This is a genomic window from Alkalidesulfovibrio alkalitolerans DSM 16529, from assembly GCF_000422245.1.
GTDB lineage: Bacteria > Desulfobacterota > Desulfovibrionia > Desulfovibrionales > Desulfovibrionaceae > Alkalidesulfovibrio > Alkalidesulfovibrio alkalitolerans.
Window position 1 is genome coordinate 34,009 of the sequence record NZ_ATHI01000001.1, and the last position, 25,480, is coordinate 59,488.

Genomic DNA, 25,480 nt, shown 5'->3' on the forward strand with positions numbered 1-25,480 from the left:
TTTTGGAATCATGGAGGAGGTGAAAATCATCCACCGGATGGCTGAAATTCAGCCATTTTGTGGACGATTTTCAGCCATTCAACGGATGATTTTCAAGCTTCTGGCATTGCGGCCGCTGCCGGGCGAAGTGCTGCGTGCGGGCATGCGGTCCAGCTTGTTGTTGTCAACAACTTGCTTGGATGAGGTGGGCGGTCGCGCGGGGCATGCGGCCTGGGCAGTACAAGTGGGTGGGAGCGACAGGTGCAAAGTCCGTTCCCTGCATCGCCGTCCGCCCGTCCCGGAACCGCCCAGTCCGTGGTCAGCGAAAAAACTACACTTGCGCATAATTCTTTGCTAATTCACTATCTGGTAACATGGGCGCGATTCATTCGGGGGGATTGGTCATGCGTTCGGATCTGCAACGGGTCGTGTATGATTTCGCCTTGAGCAAGCATCTGGCCGAGGGCGACGTGGAGCGGCTCGCCGCCGACATGATGCGGGAGGCGGCCCGTGCCCTTGGCGTGGAGCGCGCGAGCGTCTGGCTGCTCGAAAACGACGAGCAGACGCTTTCCTGCATCAATTTGTTCATGCTCTCCACGGGAAACGACCACTGCGGCCTGCGGCTTGGCCGCGACCAGTTCCTCGGCGAGTTCGAGGCCCTGGCGACCAGTCGCTACATGATGACCTCGGAGCCGCTGAGCGACCCGCGCACTTCCGGATACGCCGAAAACTACATCAAGCCCAACGGCATTACCGCCATGCTCGACGCGGCGATCCGCACCTCGGGCCGGGTCATGGGCGTGATTTGTCTGGAGCACGTGAACAGGCCGCACGTCTGGGAAGTGGACGAAATCGCCTTCGCCTGCCAGCTTGCGGACCAGCTCGCCCTGGCCCTGCTCAACAGGGAGCGCGCCCAGGCCCTGATCTCGCTGCGGCAAAGCGAGGAGCGGCTGCGCCTGGCGCTGGAGGCCACGCGCGACGGCCTGTGGGACTGGGACATCTCCACCGGCCGTGTCTACTGGAACGACCGCTGCTACACCATGCTTGGCTACGAGCCGGGCGAGTTTCCCATGAGCCGCGAGATGTGGGAGCAGATGCTGCATCCCGAGGATCGCGTTCAGGCCGTGGCGCGGGTGAGCGAGGAGATGAACCGGGGCGAGGGCCGCTTTCGCGTGGAATTCAGATTGCGCACCAAGGAGGGCGGCTGGCGCTGGGTCGTGGGCCGGGGCAAGACCGTGGAGCGCGACGCCGCGGGGCGGCCCAGCCGCATGGTCGGCACGCACATCGACATCGACGACCTGAAGCGCGCGGAACTCATGCGCCAGGAGATCGAGCGCATCGTGCAGCACGACTTGCGAAAGCCCGCCATCAACGCGATTTCCGCCGTCCGGCTCATCCGCGAAGGCGACCTGAGCGAGGGCGACCTCGCCAAGGCGCTGGGCGCGGTCGAGTCTTCGGGGCGGCAGATGATCGAATTGATCGACACCTCCCTGAACCTGTTCCGCATCGAGACCGGCCGCTTCGAGTTCACGCCCGAGCCGCTGGACTGCGCGCGGACCGTGGCCGAGGTCCTGGAGGAGATGTCTTTCGCCTTTCCCCGGTTCGATTCGCGGGTGGAGGTGCGCGTGCACTGCCCAAGTCACCGGGACGGAGGGGGATGCACGACCCTCGGTTCGCGTCACCTGCTCAGGTCCGCGCTCATGAACCTGATCACCAATGCCATCGAGGCGTCATCCAGGGACCGACCGGTGGAGGTGAGCATCACGAGCGGCCACGGCTGCGACATCGCGATACGCAATGCGGGCGTCATCCCCAGGCAGATCAGGGACAGGTTCTTCGGCAAGTACGTGACCTTCGGCAAGAATGGCGGTACGGGCCTTGGGGCCTATTCGGCGCGCCGGATGATCGAGGTGCAGGGCGGGAGCGTGGAAGCCGACGTTTCCGACGAGCACGACACGACCACGATCCGCATCCACCTGCCCGAAGCATCGGCGCCCCGCCCGGCGCGGCCCGAGTAGGGCGGGCTGGCCCCTCCCCGATTTTCCTACGCCTTCTTGACCTTCACCGTGACCGGCGTGGCGTTCATGATCGTTCCCGCCACGGGCGAGTGGTTCTTGGCGAACTCGGCCAACTCCTCGATCTGGTCCCTGGTGGCGTCGGCGTCGATGGCGAAGGTGATGCGGATTTCCTTGTAGCCCACGGGTACGTTGGGGTCGATGTCCATGAAGCCGCGCAGGTCGATGTCGCCTTCGAGTTCTGAGGCGACGGAGTTGAGCTTTATGCCCCGCGCCGCGGCATGCGCCACCAGCGAGGTCGTGACGCAGCCGGAAAGCCCGACGAGCAGGTACTCCACCGGGTTTGGGCCCCGGTCATTGCCCATCAGCACGGGCGGCTCGTCGATGTCGTACTCCAGCCGTCCGGCACGGTCGGGGTGTTCCTCCTTTGCTCCGTAGAATCCCTTGACCGTGGCGCGGTTCAGCGTGCCGTCCTGCCATGTGTTCCTGACGCGGAATTTGAACTCGCCGATCTGCGGGTCTTTCTTCACGGCCTCAATTGTTTGCACCAGGGCGTCCACGTTGACGCCGTTGAAAATGTTCTCTGCCATGACCGACTCCTTTGCTGAAAATGGGGGACTATCACCAACTATACCCCAGATGGAGAATTCATGGCAATGCGTTTGGGAAGAAATGCGATGCTGGCGCGGGCAGGCCGGGAACAGCCAGGACGACTGGAAACGGGTCTCCCGGATCGACACCGGGGCCTCCCTTACGGCGTAGGATGAGCGAGGGCAAGATGGAAGAGGCCCGCGCGGCCATGCTGGCGCTCGGATTCACCGAAGGGGAAAAGCCCATGCCCTGGCGCGAGACCCTGGGCTGTTCCGACGAGGAATTGCCCGGCGTCTTTCTTGCCGGTGCGCGGTATAGGGAGGGCATGACGCAGGCGGAGCTTGCCGGGAAGACCGGCATCCCCCCGGCGGCATATTTCCGAGATGGAGCACGGCAAGCGGAGCCTCGGCGAGCAGAAGGCCCGCAAGCTGGCCGCCGCCCTGGGCGTCCACGCCCGGCGCTTCCTGGCCGTTTAGCAGACCGCCCGAGAGCACCTTCTTTCCAAAAACACCGCCTGCGGCACTGCTGCAAAAGAAAAAGGGCTTGCAGGATTTCTCCTGCAAGCCCTCGATTTCTTTGGTAGCGGGGGCCGGATTTGAACCGACGACCTTCGGGTTATGAGCCCGACGAGCTACCGTACTGCTCCACCCCGCGTCACGAAGGAAGGTGTATGTACCCACCTGGGCGGTGGGTGTCAACCCCCGGCTTTACATTTTCTCGCACGGGGTTTAGACAATCCCGGTCATGCAGCACAGCCACTCGCTTTCCGTCGTCGTCCCGGTCTACAATGAAGAGGCCAATCTGCGCCCCCTGATGGAGCAGATCCGCGCCGCGCTCACCCCGCTCGGCCGCGAATGGGAGGCCGTGTTCGTGGACGACGGCTCCACGGACCAAAGCCTTGCCGTGCTCCGCGAACTGGCCGACGCCGACCCCCGCGTGCGCTACCTCGCCTTCGTGGCCAACCGGGGCCAGTCCGCCGCCTTCGTGGCCGGGTTCGCGGCCGCGCGTAACGATCTGGTGGTGACCATGGACGCGGACCTGCAAAACGACCCCGCCGACATCCCGGCCCTGCTCGGCCTGTTCGAGCGCGAGGGGCTGGACATGGCCTGCGGCCTGCGCGCCAAGCGCCGCGACACGTTCGTCAAGCGCATCTCCTCCAAGTTCGGCAACGCCGTGCGCACGCGCCTGACCGGCAAGACCGTGACCGACACGGGCTGCTCGCTGAAGATCATGCGCGCCGACATGGCCCGCCGCATGCCCCCCTTCAAGGGCATGCACCGCTTTTTCCCCAACCTGATGCTCTGGCAGGGCGCGCGCGTGGCCGAAATGCCCGTGAACCACCGCCCGAGAAACGCGGGCGTCTCCAAGTACGGCACCCTGGACAGGGCCGTGCAGGGCGGCATGGACCTTCTGGGCGTGCGCTGGCTGCGCTCGCGCTTCATCGCCTACCAGATCAAGGAACAGGGCTGATTTCCCATGGCCGCTGATTCGCGTTCCGGGCACGAGCAAGGGCCGGACGCGGCCGCACCGACGCGCGACCCCTCGCGCACGCCCGCCGCGCCCTGCGAGACCCCGGATATCCCGCCCAAGCGCCGTTTGCGCGCCGTGCTCAAGGGACTTCTGCTCATCGCCACCATGTCCGCCGCGGGCGTGGCCCTGCACGCGGCCAAGCTCGACCAGACCCTCGACCGCCACGTGATCGCGGCCCACCTCGACAGCCTGGGTGCGCTTGGCTGGCTCGCCTTCGTGGTCGGCACCGGGCTGCTCACGGCCGTGGCCCTGCCGCGTCAGATTCCGGCCTTCATCGGCGGCTACGTCTTCGGCGTGGTCTGGGGCACGGCCCTGGCCGCGCTCGGCACGGTGCTCGGCTGCGCCATCTCCTTTCTCTACGCGCGCTTTTTGGGCCGCGAGCTGGTGCGCAAGCGCTTCGGCCGGCGCATCAAGGCCTTCGAGGAGTTCGTGAACACGAACCCCGTGACCATGACCATGCTCATCCGGCTCATGCCCGTGGGCAACAACACCATCACCAACCTGCTGGCCGGGCTGACTTCCATCCGCCTCGCGCCCTACCTGCTCGGCTCGGCCATCGGCTACCTGCCCCAGACCCTCATCTTCGCCCTCATCGGCAAGGGCGTGCGCGTGGACCCGGGGCTGCGCATCGGCATCGCCAGCGTGCTCTTCGTGGCCACCACCCTGTGGGGCTTCGTTCTCTACCGCAAATACCGCTGCGCGCGGCTCTTGAACGAGGCCAACGGCTCGCCCGAGGCCGAGGACGCCGCTTCGGATTCCTGCGGCAAATAAAATCTCAGGGAATGGGCGCGGAGACCGCCGCGTCCGGCAGCCGCGACGCTCCCGCCTCGGCCGCGCCGCGCGCGGCGCGCGCCTGCCGCCAGCGGTCGATGGGCCGCTCCAGCGCCAGGTGCAGCAACACGGCGGCGGCCAGCGAAAGCGCCAGGGCCGTGCCGCCCCAAGGCTCGTCCGCCAGCCGCGAGACGAGCGAAATCACCAGAAAGTGCACGATGTAGAAGGGATAGGAGAGGTCGCCCAGGAAGCGGTCCAGGCGGTTTGCGGCGCTCAGGCGAAAGGCGTGCGGCACGGCCAGGGCGAAGCAGGCGGCCCACAGCGGCGTCTTGAGAACCGGCGGCAGGCCCGAGAAGAGCGCCGCCAGGGCCATGGCCCCGAAGAACAGCGCGAGCCCGAGGCTTTTCGCGGCGGCCCGCGCCCTGTTCGCGACGTGGACTTCATAGGCGAGCATGCCCAGAAGGAAGAGCCACATCTCCGAGAAGAATATCTTGCGCGCCAGAAGCTCCGCGCCGGGCGTGGCGAAAAGCAGCCCCGCGCGCAGCGCGAGGCTTGCCAGGACAATCGCCACGAGCGTGCGCGCCCGCATCCGGACGAGGAACGGCGCGAGCAGGTAGAAGCTCATCTCCATGGACAGCGACCATGCCTGGGGCACGAGCAGGAAGACGTAGGCCCCGGTCACGTCGCCGCCCGGCGCGAAACGAAACGTCCCGCTCGCGGGGTCCAGGGCGAAGAGGAAGAGCAACTCGTCGCCCCACAGCAGCAGATTGCTCCAGGCGATCATTGGCCAGGCCGGGCCGGACATGGCCGCGCCGAAATCCCTCGGCCCCGCCAGGGGCGCGGCGGAAAGAAAATGCAGGGCCGCCGCGGAGCAGGCCAGGACCAGGAAGTAGGTGGGGGCAAGGCGCAGGGCGCGGTTGCCGTAGAACAGGGAGAGCGGCGCGCCTGCGTACTTCTCGCGCAGGATGAGCGCCATGTAGAAGCCCGAAATGACGAAGAAAGCCTGAACCGCCACGCCGCCCGGAAGAAGCCGCACCCCGCAGAACGGGTCGTGCGAGAAATATACGGCGAGGGCGAGGAAGAGGCGGACAAGGCCCATGGCTCCTCCGGTATCGCCCCTTGACTAGCGCATCAGGGACCGCACGTAAATGAGCTTGTCGTCGCCGGGACGGTAGAACTCGGCGAGCCTAGCCTCGCACGTGAAGCCGCTGTGCTCGTAGAAGCCGCGCGCGGCCGCGTAAGGCTCGGTGGACGAGGTCTCGGCGTAGAGCTTTCTGCCGCCCGCCAGGCGGATGGCCTCGCAGGCCGCGTCGAGCAGGCGGCGGGCCAGCCCCTGGCCGCGCGCGGCCGCGTCCACGGCTATCCAGTAGAGGTGACAGGCCCCGTCGCTGCATGCGTCCGGGCCGTAACAGACATAGCCGCGCACCTCCCCCTCCGCCTCGGCGAAGAGCAGGTGGTAACCCGAGGCGGCCGCGCCCTTGGCCAAGTTCTCCTGCACGAGTTCGCGGGCCACGTCGATCTCGGCCGGGGTGAAGGCGTTGGCGGTCGCGAGGATGCGGGCCACAGCCTCGACGTCGTCGGGCCTGGCCTTATCGCGGAGCGTGAGACTAGGCATGTGTGTTCCGTGTACGCACGGCGGCCGAAAGGATGCGTTCCACGGCCCGTCCGTACGGTATCCCGGCCTGTTCGCAGGCCGCCGCGAATCCGGCGTCCGGCGCGAGGCAGGGGTTGGCGTTGATGTCGATGACCCACGGCGCGCCGTTCTTGTCCACGCGAAAATCCACCCGCGCGTAGCCCGAAAGGCCGAAGGCCCGCCAGCAGGCCAGGGCGAGGGCCGAGAGCGTCGAGGTCAGCCCGGCGTCCTCGGGCGAAAGGTCGAAGGCGCGCGTGGAGAGCCCGTACTCCGGGCACTCGGGATTCCATTTGGCGTCGTAGGTCAGGATAGTCCGCCGCCACTGGCCCGAAAAGCGCATTTCGGCCGGGGGCAAGGCGCGCGGCAGGCCGTCCTCGTCCGCGAGCAGCGAGACGGCGAACTCACGGCCCTCCACGTAGGCCTCGGCGAACAGGTCCAGCCCTTGGCGCGCGTGCGCTTTGGCGAGCGCTTCAGCCAGATCGGCGGGGCTTGCCGCCTCGACCACGGAATCCTGGCCGATGCCCTTGGAGGCGTGCTCGCGGCAGGGTTTGATGATGTAGGGTCCGGGAGCGAACCGGGCAGGCTGCTGAAAAAGTCCCATCTGCTGCGTTGCCGTGAAAAGTTCAAGCCCTCGCGTAGCTGGACTACGCGTCGGCCTTGAACTTTTTGTGCGCCTTGCATCTGGGCCTTTTTGAGCAGCCTGGGAAAAGGGGGTTGTCAGCAAGTCCGTGGCGTTCGTCCGGGACGCGGCCCCGGTTTCGGACCAGACCTCGGCCCAGGCCGGGGTGGGGATGCCCCGCGCGGCCAGGAGCCGCTTGGCCAAGGGCTTGTCGTTGCTCAGGACGAGCGCGGTCCCGCCCGAGCCGGTGCAGGCGACGCCCGCGCGCGCGAGCACGTCGGGCACGACATGGGCCAGCGCGTCCGTGCCCATGAGCGTCTCGGCCAGGTTGAAGACCGCGTCCACGCGCGCGGCCTTGATCTCGGCCAGAAGGCGCGAAAGATCAAGGTCCGCCGAGACGTTCACGGTCGCATGGCCCAGGGAGCGCAGCGCCTCGCCCACGGCCTCGGCCTGGACCAGGGAATCCAGGTCGTCGGCCGGGCTGTCCGGGGCGAGGCGGCTTGTCAGCAGGGCGACGCGCATGGCCCGGGCGCTCAGATGGCGGCCCGGCGCACGGGCCGTCGCGCCTTGGGCGCGTCCAGCGAGAGCCCCGCGCGCGCGCAGGCCGAGCGCACGATGCCCGCGATGAGTTCCTGGTAGGGCATGCCCGCCAGGCGGCAGAGGATGGGCAGATCCGAGTAGTCGGGGTTGAGCCCCGGCAGGGGATTGATCTCGATGACCTCGGCCTGGCCGTGCTCGTTCAGACGCACGTCCACGCGGCCGCCGTCGCGGCAGGAGAGCGCGCGCCAGGCGTCCAAAGAGACGCGGGCCGCGTCGCGGGCCGCCTGGTCGTCCACGAGGCGGTATTTCACGCGATCCTCGTAGAGCCACTTGTTTTCGAGGGAGTAGGCCCCGGCCTCGGCGTTTTCGGTCAGCAAAACCTCCATCACGCCAAGGCTTTTCGCCTCCTCGCCGCTGCCCATGATGCCCACGGTGAACTCGCGGCCCGGCAGGTAGCGCTCCACGAGCACGGGCTGCCTGTGCGCGGCCAAAAGCTCGTCGCACACGGCCAAAAGCTCCTCGGGCGTGCGACACAACGAGCGGGCCGAGACGCCCTTGCTCGTGCCCTCGGCAACGGGCTTGGCGAACAGCGGCCAAGCCAGCGACACCGCGGCCGCCTGGCCGGGCCGCTCGATCACGGCGAAGTCCGGGGTGGGCACGCCCGCGCTTTTCAGCACGCGCTTGGTCATGGCCTTGTGCAGGCACAGGGAGAGGACAAGCGGATCGGAGAAGACGCAGGGAATGGCGTAGGCCTCCAGAAGGGCCGGAATCTGGGACTCGCGCGCGAAGCCCGAAAGCCCCTCCGCGATGTTGAAGACCAGATCCCAGCGCTCGCCAAGGGCCAGACGCCGCACCAGATCGCGCACCGTGCCGATGGGATCGGTCTCGCAGCCCATGGCCCATAGGGCCTCTTCGATGGCCTGGATGGTCTCGGGGCAGTCGAATTCGGCCACCTCCTCCGGGGTGTACCCCTGGGCGAGATAGGCTTCCTTCAGGTCGTAGGTGATGCCGACGCGCATGGCTCAGGCCTCTGCGTGACCGCGCATGAGCGCGGCCGTGGCCGGGTCGCGGGAAAGGAAGGTCCGGCCCTCGTAGTTCACGAAGACCAAGTCGTCGCCCGAGACGCCGGCGAGGTATTCGGGCAGCACCGGGGCCTTGCCGCCGCCGCCGGGCAGGTCCACCACGAGCTGCGGCACGGCGTAGCCCGAGGTGTGGCCGCGCAGGGAGCGGATGATCTCCACGCCCGTGGCCAGGGGCGCGCGGAAATGGCCCGCGCCGCGCACCTGGTCGCACTGGTACAGGTAGTAGGGCCGCACGCGGTTCTTCATCAGGCCGCGCATGAGCGGCACCATGGCCGCCGGAGAGTCGTTGACGCCCGACAGGAGCACGGTCTGGCTGCCCAGCGGGATGCCCGCGTCGGCCAGCCTGGCGAAGGCCTGGGCCGACTCCGGGGTCAACTCGTCGGGGTGGGTGCAGTGCACGCTCATCCACAGCGGGTGGTAGCGTTTGAGGATCTTCACCAGCGCGGGGGTTATGCGCTGCGGCAGGACCATCGGGGTCTTGGTGCCCAGGCGGATGACCTCAACGTGCGGGATGGCACGCAGCCGCGAGAGGATGTGCTCGATGGCGCGGTCGGAGAGCGTGAGCGGATCGCCGCCCGAGACGATGACGTCGCGGATGGCCGGGGTGCGGGCGATGTAGGCCAGGGCCTGCTCCCAGACATGGGCCGCGGGCATGCGCGAGGGGCCCTTGCCCACACGCCGCGAGCGGGTGCAGTAGCGGCAGTAGGCCGAGCAGAAGTCCGTGGCCAGGAACAGGGCGCGGTCCGGATAGCGGTGCACGAGCCCAGGCACGGGGGAGTCGTCCTCCTCGCCCAGGGGGTCGGCGGCCTCGCATTCGGAAGGCGTGAATTCGGCCATGGAGGGAATCATGGTGCGGCGCAGGGGGCTTTGAGGCCCTTGCGCGGCGAATAGGGAAAGATAGTACGGCGTCACGGCCACGGGCAGGCGTCCGCCCTTGGCGCTTAGGGCCATCAGTTCGTCGGGACTGAGCGCGATGACGCGGGATATCTGGGCCACGCTCGTCAGGCGGTTCCTGATCTGCCAGCGCCAGTCGGTCCATTGCTCTGCGGTGGAGTTGGGGAAATGGGTGGAATAAAACGCCTCCCTGGCCGCGTCCACGACCATGACCGGAGGCTTGCGCGTCTGCGCGCCAAACGGAGTTGGACGGCCCCGCCGCGAGAACGCGAGGGAGAGGGGTGACGACGGAGGTTCGATGGGCGCGGCCGACTGCTCGGCGGCTTCGCTGGCCTGGGTCACGTTCGCTCCTTGTCGCGCGCGGACGGTTGTGCCGCGCGCCGTTGCGGTTGCCAAAGCGTTATTGGACGCCATGGGCCACGGTCTGGGGCTGTTCCTCGACAAAGAGGTCGCTCGGCGGGGTGGCGTTGTCGATGGAGGAGACGGTCAACTCGTACTCGCCCTGGCTGGTGACGCGCAGGGTTCCGGCGACGCTCACGTAGGCGTCGTGGAAGGCCTTCAGGTTCTTGCCCTTCAGGACGTACAGCGCGCCGTCGTCGCCTTCCAGGAACACGGTCCGGTCGGCTTCGAACACATAGCCCGTGACGCGGCCGTCCTCGGCCCGCGCCACGTCGGGGGCCGTGAGCATGGTCAGGGCCAGCGCCGCGATGGCGCACAGGATCGCGCCTTTGGCCTGTCTGGCAAGAGCCCGCGAGAGGAAGGGGGAGGGCATGGTTCGTTCTTCTCCTTGGTCCGTGCAGACCGCACATGCGGCTCGAAAACGCAGAGCAACCGCTGTGCCATGATCCATGGCATCGATTTTATTCATGTTTTCCAAGAAGAAAGAGAGGTGCCCGGAAACGAAAGTTCCGATCAGGCGATAATGAGGATCGCGGAAAGCACGCCGAGCCGACCTTGAAATGACAATCCAGGGTGTTCAGCCGCGCCCATCTTGCGCCATATTGCATTGGGATTGCAGATTATTTACATAAGACAACAGTCACCGGAATCAAAATTTCCGGTGACATGTCATGCGGAATCTTCACTTCCGCTTTCGGCGCGAAAATCTTCCTTGCGCAGACCGTGGCGGGTCATGAGATTTCTCAATTGCCGTTCGGTCACGCCCGCATCCTTGGCCGTGCGGCCCACCGCGCCCCGGTTGGCGCGCAAGAGTTCGCTCAGGTAGGCGTGCTCCAGGTTGTCCACGGCCATGCGCCGCGCCTTGGCCAGGGGCAGGCTGGTGTCCAGGGGGATGGCCGCGGCCGGGTGCGGCCGGTCGAAAAGTTCGGCCGGAAAGCTGGCCGGGGTCAGGACGTGCGAGGTCTCCAGGATGAAGGCGCGCTCCACCAGGTTCTCCAGTTCGCGCACGTTGCCAGGCCAATCGTAGCGGGTCAGGGCGTCGAGCACCACGGGGTCGTAGCCCTGCACGTCCTTGAGATAGGTGCGGGCCAGCCGCTCCAGGAAATGCTCGGCCAGGGTGGCGATATCCTCGGGCCGCTCGCGCAGGGGCGGTATCTCGATGGGGAAGACGTTCAGCCGGTAATAGAGATCCTTGCGGAAGTCGCCGCGCTCCACGAGCCCGCGCAGGTCGATGTTGGTGGCCGCGATGAGCCGCGCGTCGGCCTTGAGTTCGGCCTCGCCGCCAAGGCGCGAGAAGGTCTTCTCCTGCACCACCTGCAGGAGCTTGATCTGCACGGCCGGGCCGATGGTGCCGATCTCGTCGAGAAAGATCGTGCCTCCGGCGGCCAACTCGAACTTGCCCAGGCGGCGCTTGGCCGCGCCAGTGAAGGCGCCCTTCTCGTGGCCGAACAGTTCGGACTCGATCAGCGTGTCCGGGATCGCGCCGCAGTGCACGCCGATAAACGGCCCCTCGCGCCGCTCGGAGAGCGAGTGGATGAGCCGCGCCACCACGCCCTTGCCCGTGCCCGTCTCGCCCATGAGCAGCACCGTGGCCCCGGAGGCCGCCACGAGCTTGACCTTCTCGTAGACGCTCTGCATGGCCGGGCTGTCCATGCGCGCCACGCGCCGCGTTTCGCCGGTCACGAACTCGTCGCGGAAATAGGAGAGTTCGTTCTCCACCTTGCGCGAGAGCGACAGACTCTCCAGGACGTAGAGCAGTTCGTCCTTGACGAGGGGGTAGGTCAGGTAGTTTCCGGCCCCGGCCTTGACCAGGCCCACGGCCTCGCGCACCTGCGCGGGCGGCGCAAGGACGATGATTTCGGCCTGAGGATTCTTGGCCCACAGGGCGCGCAGGGCCTCGCGGTACTCGCCGGGCAGCTTGCCCGGCGCCGCGCCCAGGCACGAGACGTCGGCCAGGATGACATCGTAGGCCCCCTGCGCGGCCTTGTCGCGCAAGGATGGCCAGTCCAAAACCTGGGTCACCTGGGCCTCGCCGCCAAAGGCTTCCCGCACCACGCGCGCGGCGTCGGGCGGCGCGGCCGCGAGGAGGATGCGTTTCATGCCCTATTCCACTTTGACGCCCAGGCGGCGCTCGATGGCGGCGGCCAGGGCTTCGGGGTCGCGCGGGCCGAGCGCCACGAGGCGTTCGTCCGTGACCAGGCAAACGAGATCCTTTCGGCGGCAGACGATGACCGTCTCGCGGCCCTTGCCTTTGAATATCCCTGCCCGGTAGGGGCCGGAGGAAACGCCGGAATCCTTGGTCAGCCCGGCGAGGTGCTCCTCCTGGTCCAGGCGGCAGCGGTAGGCCTTGCGGATGGACCCGGCCTGGAAGGTGGCCGTGAAGTAGGGCGGGGCCTCCACCACGAGCGTGCCGTCCCCCACCAGGATGCGCGTGTCCTTGGGCTTCATGTACAGCGCGTACCAGGCGATGGACAGGATGGGCGTGAAGATGACGATCATCACCGATCCGGCCATGAACATGTGGCCCTTGAAGAACCAGGCCGTGAGCCCGGCCGCGAGCAGGGCCAGGAGCAGCACGCCCAGGATCACGGACAGGGGCATGGGCACGGGGAAGACGTCCGGGTCGGGCAGGGTGGGGGTGGCGGCGTCGTCTGTCATGGCGATGGACTTTCCGCCATTCCCCCGTCGCCGTCAACTCCTCGGGGGCATCCGGGCCGAACTCCCCGCCGGACAAGGCGCGATGCGACGCCGCAGGCACGGCTTTTCCCGTGGCCGTGGCCCGGTCCGCTTGATAAAATTGTCTGCTACTGCCATATTCGCTTCTATTGCCGGGAGCCATAATGGAAAAGCATCTTCTCCTCGCGGTCTCGGGAGACCGCGCAGCCTCATATAACCTGCGCTTCGTGAAGAACTTCTTCACGCAGTTCTGCGATCTGCGCATCACACTCCTCTACGTGGCCCCCCGCCCGGCCTCGTGGACCTTCGACGAGACGCGAGAGCCCGAGCAGGCGGCTCTGGCCGAGATGGAGGAGGCCAAGAAGGCCCACAGCCACGAGGCGCTGGAAAAGGCCTGGGAATGGCTGACGTACCGGGCCTGCGACCCGGACAAGGTCAGCAAGAAGGTGGTCCACTCCAAGCTCGGCACGGTGCACGAGATCATCCACGAGGCCCACAGGGGTCTTTACGACGCCGTGGTGCTCGGTCGCCGGGGGCTCTCCTGGTTCGAGGAACTGGTGCAGGACAGCGTGAGCCACAAGATTTTGTGGAACGACCTGACTTTTCCCATCTGGATCTGCCGCAGGCCCGACGAGCAGGAGCGCAGGAACGTGCTCTTGTGCGTGGATTCGTCCATGCCCGCCATGCGCGTGGCCGACCACGTGGGCTTCATTCTGGGCGAAAAGGAGCCGCACACGGTCACGCTGTTCCACGTCCGGCCCATGGGAGTGCAGCTTTCGCCACAGGTGGAGGAGATGATCATCGGCGCGGAGAAGGCGCTCTTGGACAATGGCTTTCCCGAGAAGCGGATCGAGATCAGGATCGTGGAGGGCCGCGACGTGGCCGAGACCATCGTGCAGGAGGCGCACTCGAAGAACTACGCGGTGGTGGCCACGGGCCGGACCATCGACCACCCGTCCGCGATCGGCACGCTCGTGCCCACCTCGGTGACGACCAAGCTCCTGCGCAGCCTGACCCGCTGCTCGCTGTGGATCAGCAAGTAGAAGACGCCCGCGCCGCAGGCAAAACGCTGGCGACCAACAAGCCTCACTTTGAACGAAAACCCGAGCGGCAGAGCTGCGTGATTTTTGTCGTGGTGTCTTTGAGTCTTCTACAACTCTAAGACGGGAGAAGCCTTGTGTCGTTAGAACAAATCAAGAAAAGGCTAAATAGCTTCCTGGCAAGCGATACGCCGGAAGTCATAGCAATCAAGGGGCCATGGGGAATAGGCAAAACATTCGCCTGGAATCGCATTCTGAAGGACGCGAAGAAGCGAGGAGGAATTAAGCTCGGCAAGTATGCATATGTTTCACTGTTCGGAATTGACTCTATAAAGGACATAAAGCTGTCCATATTTGAAAATTCGGTAGGAGGGGGACTCATAGGAGAGAGCCCAACGATAACAACATTGGAGAGCAACGCTATTTCAACAATTGGATCATATGGGCGAAAATGCTTAAGTCATGTTTTCGGAACTGGATTTTTCAAGCAATACGTTTACGACTATCCTTCAGCAGCTTTTTTATCAGTGAACAAGTGTATCGTGTGCATTGACGATCTAGAGAGAAGGGGAAGCCCCTTAAGGGATCGAGACGTGTATGGTTTGGTATCGTTACTGAAAGAGCAGAGGGAGTGCAAGGTCGTACTCATTTTTAATGAGACTGAGCTTAAAGAATGTGAATATGAAAAATTCAGAGAAAAAATTTTAGATAGTGAAATTCTTTTTGATCCTACAACGGCCGAGTTGGCCGAAATCGCCTATCCTTCTTCTGGGGATATATATGATTATCTCAAAGAAGCTGCGATTGACTTAGGTGTCAAGAATATACGGATACTGAAAATTGCCGAAAAGTTTGTGCGCGATATCGAAAGCCTCCTCTCGCATTGCAAAAAGAGTGTCCTGAGGAATATTGTTCGGAAAATTCTTCTTTATGTTCAGTGTAACTATAAATCTGATGACTCGTATCCTGATTTAGAGTTCGCTCTGAACATGAATCACAGGGCGGCTCGTTTTTTGGACAAAGATGGTGTTGATGATAAGTACAATGAATGGAACCGCCTGTTGAGTAGATATGAATTTGGGGGGCTTGGCGATCTCGATTTGGCTCTTGCGAGTTTCGTTTCGAAGGGGTGGGTTGATGAGTTCGAAATGAAGCGCCATGCATCAAGTATTGATAGATACGAAGAGATAAATTCTAGAATGGAGTCTTATCAAAACGCCTGGAATGCATATCACAACAGCTTTGATAATAATACAAGAGAAATAGTCAATGCCATGTTCCATGGATGCGCCGACAATATTGATATTATCAGTGTTGACCAGTTGGGGCAGGGTATCAGCTTGTTGCGGCAGCTTGGAGAAGAAGAGAAGGCAGACTTTTTGATCGATACATATATCAAGAGTCAACGAAGCAAGATAGAAGGATTTAATCCTGGTGACAGTTTCTTCCGAAGAGAGCTTGACGGAAAGTTTCTGGCGGCAATTCAAGACGTCAGATCAAGCCGTCTAGATGAGCGGTCTTTGGAAGATGTTTTGGAGAAAATAGTGAATGACAAGGGTTTTGGTGAAAGCGAAAAAGAATACCTGCTGCGGCTTTCGGAGGATGAGTATTATAGTTTTTTCAAAAGTTACTCTGGTGAAAAACTTTATTTTTATGTCAAGGCCTGCCTGATGTATAAAGGTTTTGTTGATGCACCAGATGAAGGTGGGCCGACTGGTTCGAAAATAGAAAATGCGCTCAAGCGAATTGCAAAAGAAAGCAAGATCAACCGCCTGCGGGTTCAAGGACTTGGAGTAAAGCTCGACGAGTAAGCGTTGCAAGTCAATCACGATTCGTAGAAGTCGAGCAGGCGTTGGGCGATGGTCTTGCCGCGCCAGGAGCGTTCCATGAAGGCCCGCGAGGCGAGGCCGATGGCCTCGCGCCGGTCCGGGTCGCGCAAAAGTCCCTCAAGCGTGGCCGCGATCTCGCCGGGCGTGCAGATCACCCAGGGCAGGTCGTCCGTGCCCGCGAACTCGGCGATGCGCCGCCTGTTCCACTCGTCGAGCCCTGCGATGGCCGGCACGCCCTGGGCCATGGCCTCCAGCGACGAGACCCCGTAATATCCCTGCAAGTGATCGAAAACCACGTGGCAGCGCCGCTTGCGGCGCAGGCACTCCACGTTGGGCGCGTCGTCGATGAGGTCGAGCCGCACCGGCTCGCCGCGCGCCGAAAGCTCGGCCATGGCCGCGAGAAATTCGTCGGTGTTCTTCAGATCCTTGCGCGTTGGCGAATGGCCCACGAGCATGGGCGCCTCGTCCGGGGCCCTGGGCTTTCCGCCCATGGGCCTGAGCAGCGGGTCTTCCAGGGGCACGGTGTTCGGCATCCACAGGGCCTCGGGGAAGTGGCGCAGAAGGTCGGGGGTGGAGACCAGGATGTGCCTGCGGCCGCGCTCGCGGTACTTGCAGCGGTATTTCTCCGGGTCGGAGCGGTAGTCCGGGTGACCGTGGTGGTGATGGACCACGAGCTTTCCGGCCATGAAGTCGCGCGGCGTGAACGGCCCGATTCGCAGGTCTTCGTCCGCGGTCATGTGGAAGTGGAAGATGTCGCTCGTTTTGAGCAGCCACTCGACCTCGGCCATCTCCTCGGGGCCGAGATCGGGCAGGTGCAGATCCTTTTGCCAGCCGTGGTTGTAGCGCGTCTCGAGGGTTATCACGCGGCACTGGGCCGACGTGAAGCGGTTCACGGCGTTGGCCAGGGCGATGGCCGTCCCGGCCGGGTCGTTCACGGCCATCATCAGGATGCGCGGGCCGACCGCGCTCACGCCGCGCCTCCCGCTGCCGGACGCGAGAAAGCCGGGCCCATCACGCGCAGGCCGCGCGCGCAGGTCCGGCTTTCCCGAAACATGGCAGTCATGGTCCGCACGTCTCGCCTCAGGCGATCTGGCGCACCGGCGTCACGCAGTGCAGATGCCCCACCATCTCCCAGGACAACAGCGTGTCCTCGCCGATCTCGCGCACGGCCTTCTGGCCGATGACGTTGTCCCAGTCCAGGGGCGAGATGCCCGTGCCGGGGCTCTTCACGGTCAGGTCGTCGGCCGTGATGATCCTGCCCGCCGGGATGCGGCGCGCGGCCACGATGCTCTTGCGCAGCTTCTTGGCCGTGGATTCTTCCTTGGGGAAGACCTTCTTTTCGGTCTCGCGCATGGCGCGCTCCACGTCGCGGATCATGCCCACCAGGGTCTTGAGCTGCGAGGGTTCGAGCGAGGCCTTGTGGTCCGTGCCGGGCAGCATCTTGTTCAGGGTGAAGTGGCGCTCCACCAGGCACGCGCCCTGTGCGGCCGCCGCGATGGAGGGGGCGAGCCCTTCCTCGTGGCCGGAGTAGCCCACGGGCAGGCCGAAGCGGCGGCCGAGCCGGTGCATCACGGGCAGGGCGATCTCGTCCTCGGGGCAGGGGTAGGAGCTGTTGCAGTGCAAGAGCACGATGTTGTCGTGGAAGCTGCGCAGTTCGGCCACGGCGACCTCGATGTCCTCCCAGGTGCTCATGCCCGTGGAGGCGACGACCGGCACGCCTTCCTGGCCGATGGCGCGCAGGAGCGGGATGCAGGTCAGGTCGGCCGAGGCGATCTTGATGAGCTCCACGCCCAGGCCGAAGATCTGGCGCAGGCTGATCATGTCCCAGGCCGAGGCGAAGAAGACCAGCCCCAGGCGCTCCGAGAGATCCTTGATCTGGGCCATCTCCTCGATATCCAGCTCCAGGGCGTCGCGGTGCGCGCCGTAGGTCGGGCCGAAGCTGTTGGGGCCGGTATAGGGCGCGGCCAGACCCTCGCGGGTGAGCAGCGAGGGGGTGTGGCGCTTCTGGAACTTGACCGCGTCCGCGCCGCATTCGGCCGCGGCGTAGACCATCTCCTTGGCTATTTCGAGCTTGCCCTGGTGGTTGTTGCCGATTTCGGCGACCACGAAGCAGGGCTGGCCGTGACCGATGACGACGCCGGAGGGGAGGACGACTTGGGAAACGATGTGTTTTGGCATGGCTACAACCTGACTATTTGAAGGTTCCTTGCTGCGGCCGGAGCCGTGAGCTGCCCGTATATCTCGTCCTGCCGTCCAAACGAGGAGATGATGACTGCCTGGCAGGGGATCGTCGGAAGAAGGCTCGGCGAGACCACGCGGTGACCGTGGAAGGCCTGGCCGTGTTTGGAGGGGTCGTTGTCGATGATGGCCACGACGCGAAACGGCGTGTCCTCCAGGGCGGCCAGCACCACCTCGCAGGTCTCGGCCGCGCCGAAGAGCGCCACCTGGGTCAAGCCCTGGTCGAGGAGCCCCGTGAGCTTTTCGCGGATGCTCTCCTTGAGCGCGGAATAGACCTGCACGATTTCAGCGCAGAACTGGCCGAGCATGGCCCGCCGCTGGCTCTCGCCCTCCTGGGTCAGACCGTAGGAGAACGACTTGCCGTTCACCGGGGTCAGGGTGATGAGCCCGCCCTGGTGCAGCGTCTTGACGTATTTATTGACCATGGCTCCGGAGAGCGCGGCCTTGTTCCCCAGTTCCTGCTGGCTGATCCGGGCGCGGGCGTGGATGCCGTCCAGGATGGAGAGCATGCGGGATTCCTTGCCCGGTTTGAAGAATCGCTTCTGGATGGGGATCACTGCCTCGGCCCTCTTTCGTTCATTCACTTAGTTATGTGACGCGATGTGCGTAAGTAGCTCCATCCCCGTTTCCAGGGCAAGTCTGGCGCGCCATCCCGCCGTTTGTTCCCGCCGCCTGGAGAGTTCCGCCCGCGCAGCCTCCAGGGTGGGAGATTTCTGCATCGCCATGTTCATTTGCAGGCTCCATGCCAACGCGTGCAGATGCTCCCTGTCGCGGTCCGGTTCAGTGCCACGGCCGCCCTGGCTTCTGGGCGCCAGGGAATCATTCATTAACTCACTGAACGATATATCGGACGATTCCGGATTTTTCTTAAGTGTGCCCGCGGCGTGGCGTCCGGCGCGGGTTCCGAAGACTTGTGTGGCCAGGACCATGGCCCCACCGATGCGGTTGGCCCCGTGCATGCCCGAGGCACATTCGCCGCAGGCGTAAAGCCCGGCGACCGACGTCTGCCCGTGCTCGTCGATGAGCGCCCCGCCGTTGCCCGCGTGGGCCATGGGCGCGACGCGCGTGAAATCCTCGGCTGCGGCGCGCACCATGACCGCGCCCTCCGCGTCCAGGTGGCGCAGGAGGAAGCGGTCCAGTTCGGCGTCGGGCAGGCCGTGGCCGAAGGGGCAGTGCGTTTTGCGCTCGGCCGCGAGTTCGGCGAGGTCGTCGGGCAGGGGCACGAGTCCGCCGTCTGGCGAGCGAACGACAAGTCCTTGACGCGCCTTGGCCGCGAGGTTCCAGAAGGCACGGTCCGGCAGGCTGGCCCACATGTATTGCAGGTAGCCCTGGTTTACGAGCCTGGCCCCGGCCCGGCCCAGGAGCCCGAGCGAGAACCCGGGGTTGCCCGGCCCGGCCTGGTTGTGCGCGAAAAGCGGCGCGGGCCCGCCCAGGGCCATGATCACGGCCTTGGCCATGAAAAGCGATGCGCGTCCCCGCGCGTCCTCGGCCAGCGCCCCCAGGGCGCGGCCGTCGCGCACGACCAAGCCGCGCACCGTGAGGCCGGAAAGAAAGTGCCCGCCCAGTTCCTCGCCCCTGGTTTTGAAAGCCGTAAAGACGCGGCCCAGATCCTCGAAGACCACGGCCCGGCGCGAGGCCGGGCTGAAACAGGCGGAAAAAAGCTCCGGACTACCGTTCTGACGGGCAATGAAGGGAAGCCCAAGGTCCTTCATGTCCTCGAAGCGCTCGCGCGCGTCGGTCGCCAGGGCCTGCGCCAGGACGGGCTCGACGTGGCCGGGCCTTCCCACGGCCAGGGCCTCGGCCACGAGATCGGCGGCGTCCTCGTCTGTGGGGCAGGTCTGCATGCCCAGCCTGTCGTGGAGATTGGCGAAGGATGAGCCGGACGGACCACTACCCGCGCTGATCACGGTCACGCGCGCGCCGGGATTCTCGGCCAGCGCGGCCCAGGCCGCACGCAGCCCGGCCAGGCCTGCGCCGAGCACCAGGACGTCGGTCTCGTGGCGAGTGATGTGCGTTCGCGTGTGGTCCATGCCGCTCCCTCGGCTTGTGCGGCGCGTGGGCCGCATGGCGGCCTCCTGGCCGCCGTGGCCGGGCCGAAGCAATGTCTGGACCAGTGAAATTGAAATCCTTTTATGTCGGCATGTTCGGGATTGACTGTGGATAGGGGGCGGAAAAACTGCGCGTCGGCGTGGGAGGAAGAGACATCCAGCCCTGCGCAACGGTCACGCGCTGCCGCCGCTCGGGCTGGCCTCGGTGGTGAAGGCCGCCAGGGGCGTCAAGGGTTTGTCACCCACGAGATCGAAGCGTACGGCGCAAAATCCCCCGAGCCAGCCGGGATACAGCGGATGATTCAGGAGCCTAAACGGCAGCCCCTCCCGCCAGGTGGCCGGGGGGCCGGGCAGCACGGAGCGCGCCCGACGCGGCTTTTTTCCCGCCGCGTTCGCGAACAGTCTGACCACGTCGCGCAGGCTGAACCAGCGCGCCGCGCGCATGGACGAGACGTGCCCCTTGTCGCCGCACAGGCAGGAGCAACGTGTGGACAAGGCATAGAACGAGCGGCGGTTCAAAAAGCCCACGAGCACGCCCTTGCGGGCCACGCGCACGGCCTCGCGCATGGCGGCCTCGGGGTCCTCGCAGAACTCCAGGGCCGTGATCAGGGTCACGTAGTCGTATTCCTTGTCGTCCATGGGCAGGTGCTCGGCGTGGCCCAGGCGCAGGTCGGCGCGCTTGCCCATGCGCGCGCGGGCACCCTTGAGCATGGCCGCAGAGGGGTCCACTCCGTCCACATCGAAGCCCCATTCGTAGAAGCATTCGAGAAACATCCCCGTGCCGCAGCCTATCTCCAGGAGCCGCTGGCCGCGCCGGGGCCAGGCCGAGACGAGGTCGGCCAAAAGCGCCTTTTCACGCTCGAAGGCGACCTTTCCCTCTGGGGTGGCGAACCAGGCGTCGTAGCGTGCCGCGAAGGCGTCGTCGTGCTGCATGGCGAAGTCGTGCTCCGGGTCCCGTGCGTTTTCCGGGGAAGTGTACCTTTGCCGGGCGCTTTTGACCACCCCCCGGCCTCGCCTTGTCATCGCCCCGGCTTCGTGCGAGATTGCCGCGAGGCCCGTTGCACGGGCAGGGAGGAGTCATGCGCAACACCAGACGCGACGCCGTGGTCGCGGCCTTCATGGCCGACTGCCTGGCGCTCGGTCCGCACTGGATATACGACCAGGAGCGCATCGCACGCGAATTTCCGGATTTCGCCGCCCCGGCCGCGCCGCTGCCGGATTCCTATCACAAAACCAAGGGCCTGGGCGATTTCACCCACTACGGCGACCAGATGCTCGTGCTCCTGGAGTCGCTGGCCGAGCGGGGAGGCTTCGACCGCGCGGACTTCGCCGCCCGCTGGAAGACGCTTTTCGAGACCTACGGCGGCTACGTGGACGCGGCCAGCCGCCGCACCCTGGAGAATCTGAAGGCCGGTTGGCCCTTCGAGGACGCGGGCAGCACCTCCGAGGATCTGGCCGGGGCCGCGCGCTTCGCGCCGCTCCTGGCCTTCATCGCGGACGAGGACGCCCTGGCCGAGGCCGCGCGGCAGCAGACCGGCCTGACCCACACCGCGCCGCTGGTGCTCGACGCGGCCGAGTTCTTCGCGCGCGCCGCCGCGCGCATCCTTGGCGGTGAGGAGCCGGTTCCGGCCATGCGCGCGGCCGCCCAGGCGCTCGCTGGCGGGTCCGTGGCCGAGTTGGTGGAAAAGGGTCTGGCCTCCGCGGGCGGCGAAACCCTGTCCCTGATCGCCGCCTTCGGCCAGAACTGCCATAGCCCCGGCGCCCTGCCCGCGGTGGTGCACCTCGTGGCCGCGTACGCCGACGACCCCGCGCGCGGGCTTTTGCAAAACGTCCTCGCGGGCGGCGACTCGGCTGGCAGGGGCATCGCCGTGGGCGCGCTGCTTGGCGCGGCCAGGGGGCTCGACGCCTTCCCGGCCGTCTGGCGCACGGCCATGAACGCGCATGGGCGCATCGAGGCCCTTTTACCGTGAACCGCTCCCCCTCGTCCTGGCCCGTCCAGATCTGCGGCGGCCTGGCCGCCTGGCTCGGCGCGCGGCTGCGCCAGACCTTCGCGGCCGCCTTCTCGCTCTTCAAGGTCATGATCCCGGTCATCGTCGCGGTCAAGATCCTTCAGGAGTACGACCTCGTGGAACCGCTGGCCCGGCCGCTCGAACCGGTCATGGGGCTGGTCGGCCTGCCCGGCGTCTTCGGCCTGGCCTGGGCCTCGGCCATGCTCACGAGCATGTATTCCGGGCTCGTGGTCTTCGCCCAACTCGCCCTGCACGAGCCCGTGACCATCGCCCAGGCCACGGTGCTGGCGACCATGATGCTCGTGGCCCACAACCTCCTCGTGGAGTCGGCCGTGGCCCGCGCCTCGGGCACGAGCGCGGCCATGCAGCTCGCGCTTCGGCTCGCGGGCGCGCTGATCGTCGGCGCGGTCCTGAACCAGATCTACCTCGCGGGCGGCTGGCTGCAGGAGCCCGCCAGGATCATCTTCACCCCCGAGGCCCCGCCCGCGACCATCGCCGCCTGGGCGTTGGGCGAGTTGAAGAACCTCGGCCTCATCCTCGGCATCATCTTCACGCTCATGGTGGCCATGGGGCTGCTCGAACTCATCGGCGCCACGGCCCTCTTGAACCGTCTCCTGGCCCCGGTGCTCAGGCTGTGCGGCATCGGTCCGGCGGCCGCGCCCATCACCGTGGTCGGCATGACGCTCGGGCTCGCCTACGGCGGCGGGCTGATCATCCAGCAGGCGCGCTCGGGCGCGCTCTCCAAGCGCGACGTGGTCTTCAGCCTGACGCTGATGGGCTTTTGCCACGCCGTCATCGAGGACACCATGATCATGGTCCTGGCCGGGGCGCACTTCTCGGGCATCCTCTGGGGCCGCCTGATCTTCTCGCTGCTCTTCACCGCCCTTCTGGTGCGTCTCACGCGCGGCCTGCCCGAGCGCGTCTTCGACCGCCTGTTCTGGCCCGTGGGCGCGGCCAAGGCCCAGGCGCGGCCATGAAGCTTCTGCTGGTGGACAACGAGGACAGTTTCACCCGCATCCTCGAACATCTGCTGGCCACGGTCACGGGAACGGCCCCTTTGGTGCTGCCCTACGCGGCCTTCACCATGCGGGCCGCGCGCGCGGCCGACCTCGTGGTCGTCTCGCCGGGGCCGGGGCATCCGGCCGACTATCCGGCCTACGAGCCGCTCGTTACGGCCACGGACGGCCCGCCGGTGCTCGGCGTGTGTCTGGGAATGCAGATCATCAACCACTTCCTGGGCGGCGAGGTCGCGCCCCTGCCCGGCTGCGTGCACGGCCGCGCCTCCGAGATAGCGTTCGCGGGCAGGCGGCTTCGCGTGGCCCGCTACCATTCGCTGCATCTCTCGCGGCTGGCCCAAGGCCTGGTGGTCGAGGCGGCCACGGACGAGGGCGTGATCATGGCCGTGCGCCACGAGACGCGGCCGCTTCTGGGGTATCTGTTCCACCCCGAATCCTTTCTCACCGAATCGCCGGAGATATTCATCCGCCATGCATGTGCGCGACTCCTTCCCGTATCCGCCTGAGGCCGTGCTGGGCCTTGCGGCCGCCTTGGAGCGCGAGGCCGGGGCGGACGTGCTCTGCGCGCCGGGCGCGGACGGCCGCTCGCCCACGCTCTTCATGGGCGTCGCGCCCGAGGAGGAGTTCGTGCTCCTGCCCGGCGCGGACGCGGGCGACATGGCGGCCTTCGCCTTTGCCGACGAGCGGCCGACCATGGGCCTGCTGGCCTACGAGTTCGGCCTGGACCGTCTGGGCGTGCGCAGCAGGAAGGAACGGGTCATGCCGCGCGGGATGCTGCGCAAGTACGGCCTGCACCTGGCCTACGACCCCAAGGCCAAGCGGCTCGACCTCTTGCACCACGCGGAGCCGGACGTGCGCCTGCTCGATCTGGCGCGCAGGCTGGCCGCGAACCCGGAAGCTTTCGTCCCCGACGCATACGGCGCGCCGCGCCCGGCCCGCGTTACGGGCCACGTCCGCCGCTCCCTGTCCAGCGAGGCCTACGAGGCGGCCGTAACCGAGGTGCTGGCGCGCATCCGCCAGGGCCACACCTACCAGCTCAACCTGTCCGTGGAGTTTCGCGCCCCCGTGCGCGAATGCGACCCCTTTGCTCTGTTCCGGCTGCTCTTCGGACGTTATCCCGCGCCGCACTACGCCTTTTTCCGCTGCGGCCCGCAGGCCGTGATCTCCACCTCGCCCGAGCGGTTTGTGCGCGTGGCGGACGGCGAGGTGCTCTCGCAGCCCATCAAGGGCACGCTGCGCCTGCCGCCGGGGCAGCGCCGGAAGGGTCTGGCCGGGCCGCCGCCCGATCTGGCGCGGGCGCTTCGCGCCTCGCCCAAGGAGGACGCCGAGCTTTCCATGATCGTGGACCTGATGCGCAACGACGTGGCCGCGTCCTGCGAGTATGGCAGCGTGGGCGTGCGGGCGCACAAGTCGGTCTTCGTGGTGGACGACCTGCTGCAGATGTACAGCGAGGTCACGGGGCGGCTTCGGCCCGATCTGAACGTCTTCGACCTCGTGCAGGAGGCCTTTCCGCCCGGCTCGGTCACGGGCTGCCCCAAGAAGCGTTCGCTGGAGATCATCGAGGAGTTGGAGCCGCACACGCGCGAGGCCTATTGCGGCAGCGTGCTGCTGGTGCACGGCCCGCGCGACATGGACGCCTCCGTGGCCATCCGCACGGCCCGCCACGACGCGGACGCGGGGGAGATGGTCTTTCACGCGGGCAGCGGCATCGTGGTGGATTCGGACCCTGCGGCCGAGGAGCGCGAGACCGTGGCCAAGGCGGACAAGTTTTTGCGGCTCATGGAGGAGCTGTCGTGATCGCCTGGCGCGACGGCCGCTTCGTGGACGAGGGGGCGCTCTCGTGGCCGGGTGCGGCCGCGCGCCTGGGCGCGGGCTTCTTCGCCACCGTGCGCTGGGACGGCCGCGAGGCGCGCCACTACGCCCGCCATGCGGCGCGGCTCCTGGCCAGCCTGGACCATTTCGAGTTGCCCCGGCTGGCGCCGCCGGATGCCGAGGTCGCGGCCGAAGTGGCGCGGCGAAACGGACTTTCGGGCCGCGTGGGCAGGATCAACCTCGTCTATCCCCTGGAAGGGCCCGAGCTTGACGCCGCTCCCGCGCGGCCGGTCCTTCTCGCGGCGGCCTTCACGCCCCCGTCGCCAGGGCCGCTTGCGCTCGCGGTGCATCCCGAGCCGCATGCCTCGTATCTTGGCGCGCACAAGTCCACGAGCTACCTGCCCTATCTGCTGGCCCGGCGCGGGGCTAGGCGCGCGGGTCTTTTCGATGCGGTGCTGGTGGATCAGGACGGGCTGGTGGTGGAGGCCTCGGCCTGTGCGCTGCTCCTGGCCGACGCCGAGGGGCTTGTCGCGCCCGCGCACGCCCTGGCGCTGCCGAGCATCGCGCTTTCACTCGCCGCCGAGGCGCTGCCCGTCAGGCGGCATCCCGTGCTGGCCGAGGAACTGGGCGGCTTCGCCCATGCCTACGTGCTGAACAGCCTGATCGGCATGCGGCCGGTGGAGCGCATCGGCCCGCACGCCTACGAGATCGACACCGCCCCCTGCGCGGCGGCGGATGCGGTTATACTGTGAGTGGGTG

Annotated in this window: 25 protein-coding genes and 1 tRNA gene; 11 read left to right on the top strand and 15 right to left on the bottom strand. The window is 66.1% G+C overall.

The annotated features are described in order from the left end of the window. The first annotated feature begins 383 nt into the window (after nucleotides 1-383). Entirely contained in the window at nucleotides 384-1,997 is a 1,614-nt protein-coding gene (locus DSAT_RS00145; protein ID WP_020885535.1) for a PAS domain-containing protein, read from the top strand. 26 nt (nucleotides 1,998-2,023) lie between these two features. Here the strand turns inward: DSAT_RS00145 and DSAT_RS00150 are convergent, their stop codons facing one another. Further along, nucleotides 2,024-2,584, bottom strand: a complete 561-nt coding sequence (locus DSAT_RS00150; protein WP_020885536.1) for an OsmC family protein — start codon at nucleotides 2,582-2,584, stop codon at nucleotides 2,024-2,026. Between the two features lie 384 nt (nucleotides 2,585-2,968). Here DSAT_RS00150 and DSAT_RS15865 point away from each other — a divergent pair, with 384 nt between their 5' ends. Continuing rightward, nucleotides 2,969-3,061 (top strand): hypothetical protein, encoded by a 93-nt coding sequence (locus DSAT_RS15865; RefSeq protein ID WP_328285307.1) that lies wholly within the window; start codon nucleotides 2,969-2,971, stop codon nucleotides 3,059-3,061. Nucleotides 3,062-3,162: 101 nt separating this feature from the next. On the opposite strand, the gene DSAT_RS00155 is transcribed toward DSAT_RS15865, so the two are convergent. Further along, nucleotides 3,163-3,239 (bottom strand) — tRNA-Met (locus tag DSAT_RS00155). 90 nt (nucleotides 3,240-3,329) lie between these two features. Between DSAT_RS00155 and DSAT_RS00160 the strand changes: the two genes are divergently transcribed. Both DSAT_RS00160 and DSAT_RS00165 read left to right on the top strand, forming a co-directional pair. Continuing rightward, the gene (locus tag DSAT_RS00160) at nucleotides 3,330-4,055 is read left to right on the top strand and encodes a glycosyltransferase family 2 protein (RefSeq protein ID WP_020885537.1); all 726 of its coding nucleotides are present in this window, start codon (nucleotides 3,330-3,332) and stop codon (nucleotides 4,053-4,055) included. Nucleotides 4,056-4,061: 6 nt separating this feature from the next. Then, entirely contained in the window at nucleotides 4,062-4,886 is an 825-nt protein-coding gene (locus DSAT_RS00165; protein WP_020885538.1) for a TVP38/TMEM64 family protein, read from the top strand. A gap of 4 nt (nucleotides 4,887-4,890) precedes the next feature. Here the strand turns inward: DSAT_RS00165 and DSAT_RS00170 are convergent, their stop codons facing one another. The 8 genes from DSAT_RS00170 to DSAT_RS00205 all read right to left on the bottom strand — a co-directional run bounded on the left by DSAT_RS00170 (nucleotide 4,891) and on the right by DSAT_RS00205 (nucleotide 12,711). Beyond that, nucleotides 4,891-5,985 (bottom strand): acyltransferase family protein, encoded by a 1,095-nt coding sequence (locus tag DSAT_RS00170; protein WP_020885539.1) that lies wholly within the window; start codon nucleotides 5,983-5,985, stop codon nucleotides 4,891-4,893. Between the two features lie 24 nt (nucleotides 5,986-6,009). Further along, nucleotides 6,010-6,501 (bottom strand): GNAT family N-acetyltransferase, encoded by a 492-nt coding sequence (locus tag DSAT_RS00175; RefSeq protein WP_020885540.1) that lies wholly within the window; start codon nucleotides 6,499-6,501, stop codon nucleotides 6,010-6,012. Then, nucleotides 6,494-7,660: a D-alanine--D-alanine ligase family protein gene (locus DSAT_RS00180; protein ID WP_020885541.1), complete on the bottom strand. Its 1,167-nt coding sequence runs from the start codon at nucleotides 7,658-7,660 to the stop codon at nucleotides 6,494-6,496. The genes DSAT_RS00175 and DSAT_RS00180 overlap by 8 nt, the downstream gene beginning before the upstream one ends. 11 nt (nucleotides 7,661-7,671) lie before the next feature. Further along, complete coding sequence (locus DSAT_RS00185; RefSeq protein WP_020885542.1) at nucleotides 7,672-8,697, bottom strand: D-alanine--D-alanine ligase family protein; 1,026 nt, start codon at nucleotides 8,695-8,697, stop codon at nucleotides 7,672-7,674. A gap of 3 nt (nucleotides 8,698-8,700) precedes the next feature. Continuing rightward, on the bottom strand, nucleotides 8,701-9,996 hold the full coding sequence (locus DSAT_RS00190; protein WP_020885543.1) for a KamA family radical SAM protein: 1,296 nt from the start codon (nucleotides 9,994-9,996) through the stop codon (nucleotides 8,701-8,703). A 58-nt stretch (nucleotides 9,997-10,054) separates the two neighbouring features. Beyond that, the gene (locus tag DSAT_RS00195) at nucleotides 10,055-10,426 is read right to left on the bottom strand and encodes a hypothetical protein (protein WP_020885544.1); all 372 of its coding nucleotides are present in this window, start codon (nucleotides 10,424-10,426) and stop codon (nucleotides 10,055-10,057) included. 296 nt (nucleotides 10,427-10,722) lie between these two features. Further along, on the bottom strand, nucleotides 10,723-12,153 hold the full coding sequence (locus DSAT_RS00200; RefSeq protein WP_020885545.1) for a sigma-54 dependent transcriptional regulator: 1,431 nt from the start codon (nucleotides 12,151-12,153) through the stop codon (nucleotides 10,723-10,725). Between the two features lie 3 nt (nucleotides 12,154-12,156). Further along, the gene (locus tag DSAT_RS00205; protein ID WP_020885546.1) at nucleotides 12,157-12,711 is read right to left on the bottom strand and encodes a PH domain-containing protein; all 555 of its coding nucleotides are present in this window, start codon (nucleotides 12,709-12,711) and stop codon (nucleotides 12,157-12,159) included. A gap of 182 nt (nucleotides 12,712-12,893) precedes the next feature. Here DSAT_RS00205 and DSAT_RS00210 point away from each other — a divergent pair, with 182 nt between their 5' ends. Together DSAT_RS00210 and DSAT_RS00215 are read left to right on the top strand one after the other, a co-directional pair. Beyond that, nucleotides 12,894-13,772 (top strand): universal stress protein, encoded by an 879-nt coding sequence (locus tag DSAT_RS00210; RefSeq protein WP_020885547.1) that lies wholly within the window; start codon nucleotides 12,894-12,896, stop codon nucleotides 13,770-13,772. Nucleotides 13,773-13,906: 134 nt separating this feature from the next. Then, complete coding sequence (locus DSAT_RS00215) at nucleotides 13,907-15,580, top strand: P-loop NTPase fold protein (protein ID WP_020885548.1); 1,674 nt, start codon at nucleotides 13,907-13,909, stop codon at nucleotides 15,578-15,580. Between the two features lie 14 nt (nucleotides 15,581-15,594). Here DSAT_RS00215 and DSAT_RS00220 read toward each other — a convergent pair whose 3' ends face one another. The 5 genes from DSAT_RS00220 to DSAT_RS00240 all read right to left on the bottom strand — a co-directional run bounded on the left by DSAT_RS00220 (nucleotide 15,595) and on the right by DSAT_RS00240 (nucleotide 20,817). Continuing rightward, a complete protein-coding gene (locus DSAT_RS00220) occupies nucleotides 15,595-16,569 on the bottom strand; it encodes a glycosyltransferase family protein (protein WP_020885549.1) in 975 nt (324 codons plus the stop codon). A gap of 109 nt (nucleotides 16,570-16,678) precedes the next feature. Next, nucleotides 16,679-17,776, bottom strand: a complete 1,098-nt coding sequence (locus tag DSAT_RS00225; RefSeq protein WP_020885550.1) for an N-acetylneuraminate synthase family protein — start codon at nucleotides 17,774-17,776, stop codon at nucleotides 16,679-16,681. A 2-nt stretch (nucleotides 17,777-17,778) separates the two neighbouring features. Then, a complete protein-coding gene (locus tag DSAT_RS00230; protein WP_235695900.1) occupies nucleotides 17,779-18,420 on the bottom strand; it encodes a winged helix-turn-helix domain-containing protein in 642 nt (213 codons plus the stop codon). Beyond that, nucleotides 18,421-19,866: an FAD-dependent oxidoreductase gene (locus DSAT_RS00235; RefSeq protein WP_152490167.1), complete on the bottom strand. Its 1,446-nt coding sequence runs from the start codon at nucleotides 19,864-19,866 to the stop codon at nucleotides 18,421-18,423. Between the two features lie 192 nt (nucleotides 19,867-20,058). After that, on the bottom strand, nucleotides 20,059-20,817 hold the full coding sequence (locus DSAT_RS00240; protein ID WP_040370396.1) for a class I SAM-dependent methyltransferase: 759 nt from the start codon (nucleotides 20,815-20,817) through the stop codon (nucleotides 20,059-20,061). 146 nt (nucleotides 20,818-20,963) lie between these two features. Here DSAT_RS00240 and DSAT_RS00245 point away from each other — a divergent pair, with 146 nt between their 5' ends. Genes DSAT_RS00245 through DSAT_RS00265 form a run of 5 tightly spaced genes read left to right on the top strand, consistent with a single transcriptional unit; the run spans nucleotide 20,964 to nucleotide 25,473 of the window. Beyond that, the gene (locus DSAT_RS00245; protein WP_020885554.1) at nucleotides 20,964-21,854 is read left to right on the top strand and encodes an ADP-ribosylglycohydrolase family protein; all 891 of its coding nucleotides are present in this window, start codon (nucleotides 20,964-20,966) and stop codon (nucleotides 21,852-21,854) included. Further along, nucleotides 21,851-22,870 carry a nucleoside recognition domain-containing protein gene (locus DSAT_RS00250; protein ID WP_020885555.1) on the top strand — a complete coding sequence of 340 codons (1,020 nt, stop codon included), beginning with the start codon at nucleotides 21,851-21,853 and terminating at the stop codon, nucleotides 22,868-22,870. The genes DSAT_RS00245 and DSAT_RS00250 overlap by 4 nt, the downstream gene beginning before the upstream one ends. Then, nucleotides 22,867-23,415 carry an anthranilate synthase component II gene (locus tag DSAT_RS00255; RefSeq protein WP_020885556.1) on the top strand — a complete coding sequence of 183 codons (549 nt, stop codon included), beginning with the start codon at nucleotides 22,867-22,869 and terminating at the stop codon, nucleotides 23,413-23,415. The genes DSAT_RS00250 and DSAT_RS00255 overlap by 4 nt, the downstream gene beginning before the upstream one ends. Continuing rightward, entirely contained in the window at nucleotides 23,381-24,706 is a 1,326-nt protein-coding gene (locus DSAT_RS00260) for a chorismate-binding protein (RefSeq protein ID WP_020885557.1), read from the top strand. Before DSAT_RS00255 ends, DSAT_RS00260 begins: the two co-directional genes overlap by 35 nt. Next, the gene (locus tag DSAT_RS00265; protein WP_020885558.1) at nucleotides 24,703-25,473 is read left to right on the top strand and encodes an aminotransferase class IV; all 771 of its coding nucleotides are present in this window, start codon (nucleotides 24,703-24,705) and stop codon (nucleotides 25,471-25,473) included. The genes DSAT_RS00260 and DSAT_RS00265 overlap by 4 nt, the downstream gene beginning before the upstream one ends. Nucleotides 25,474-25,480 lie beyond the last annotated feature (7 nt).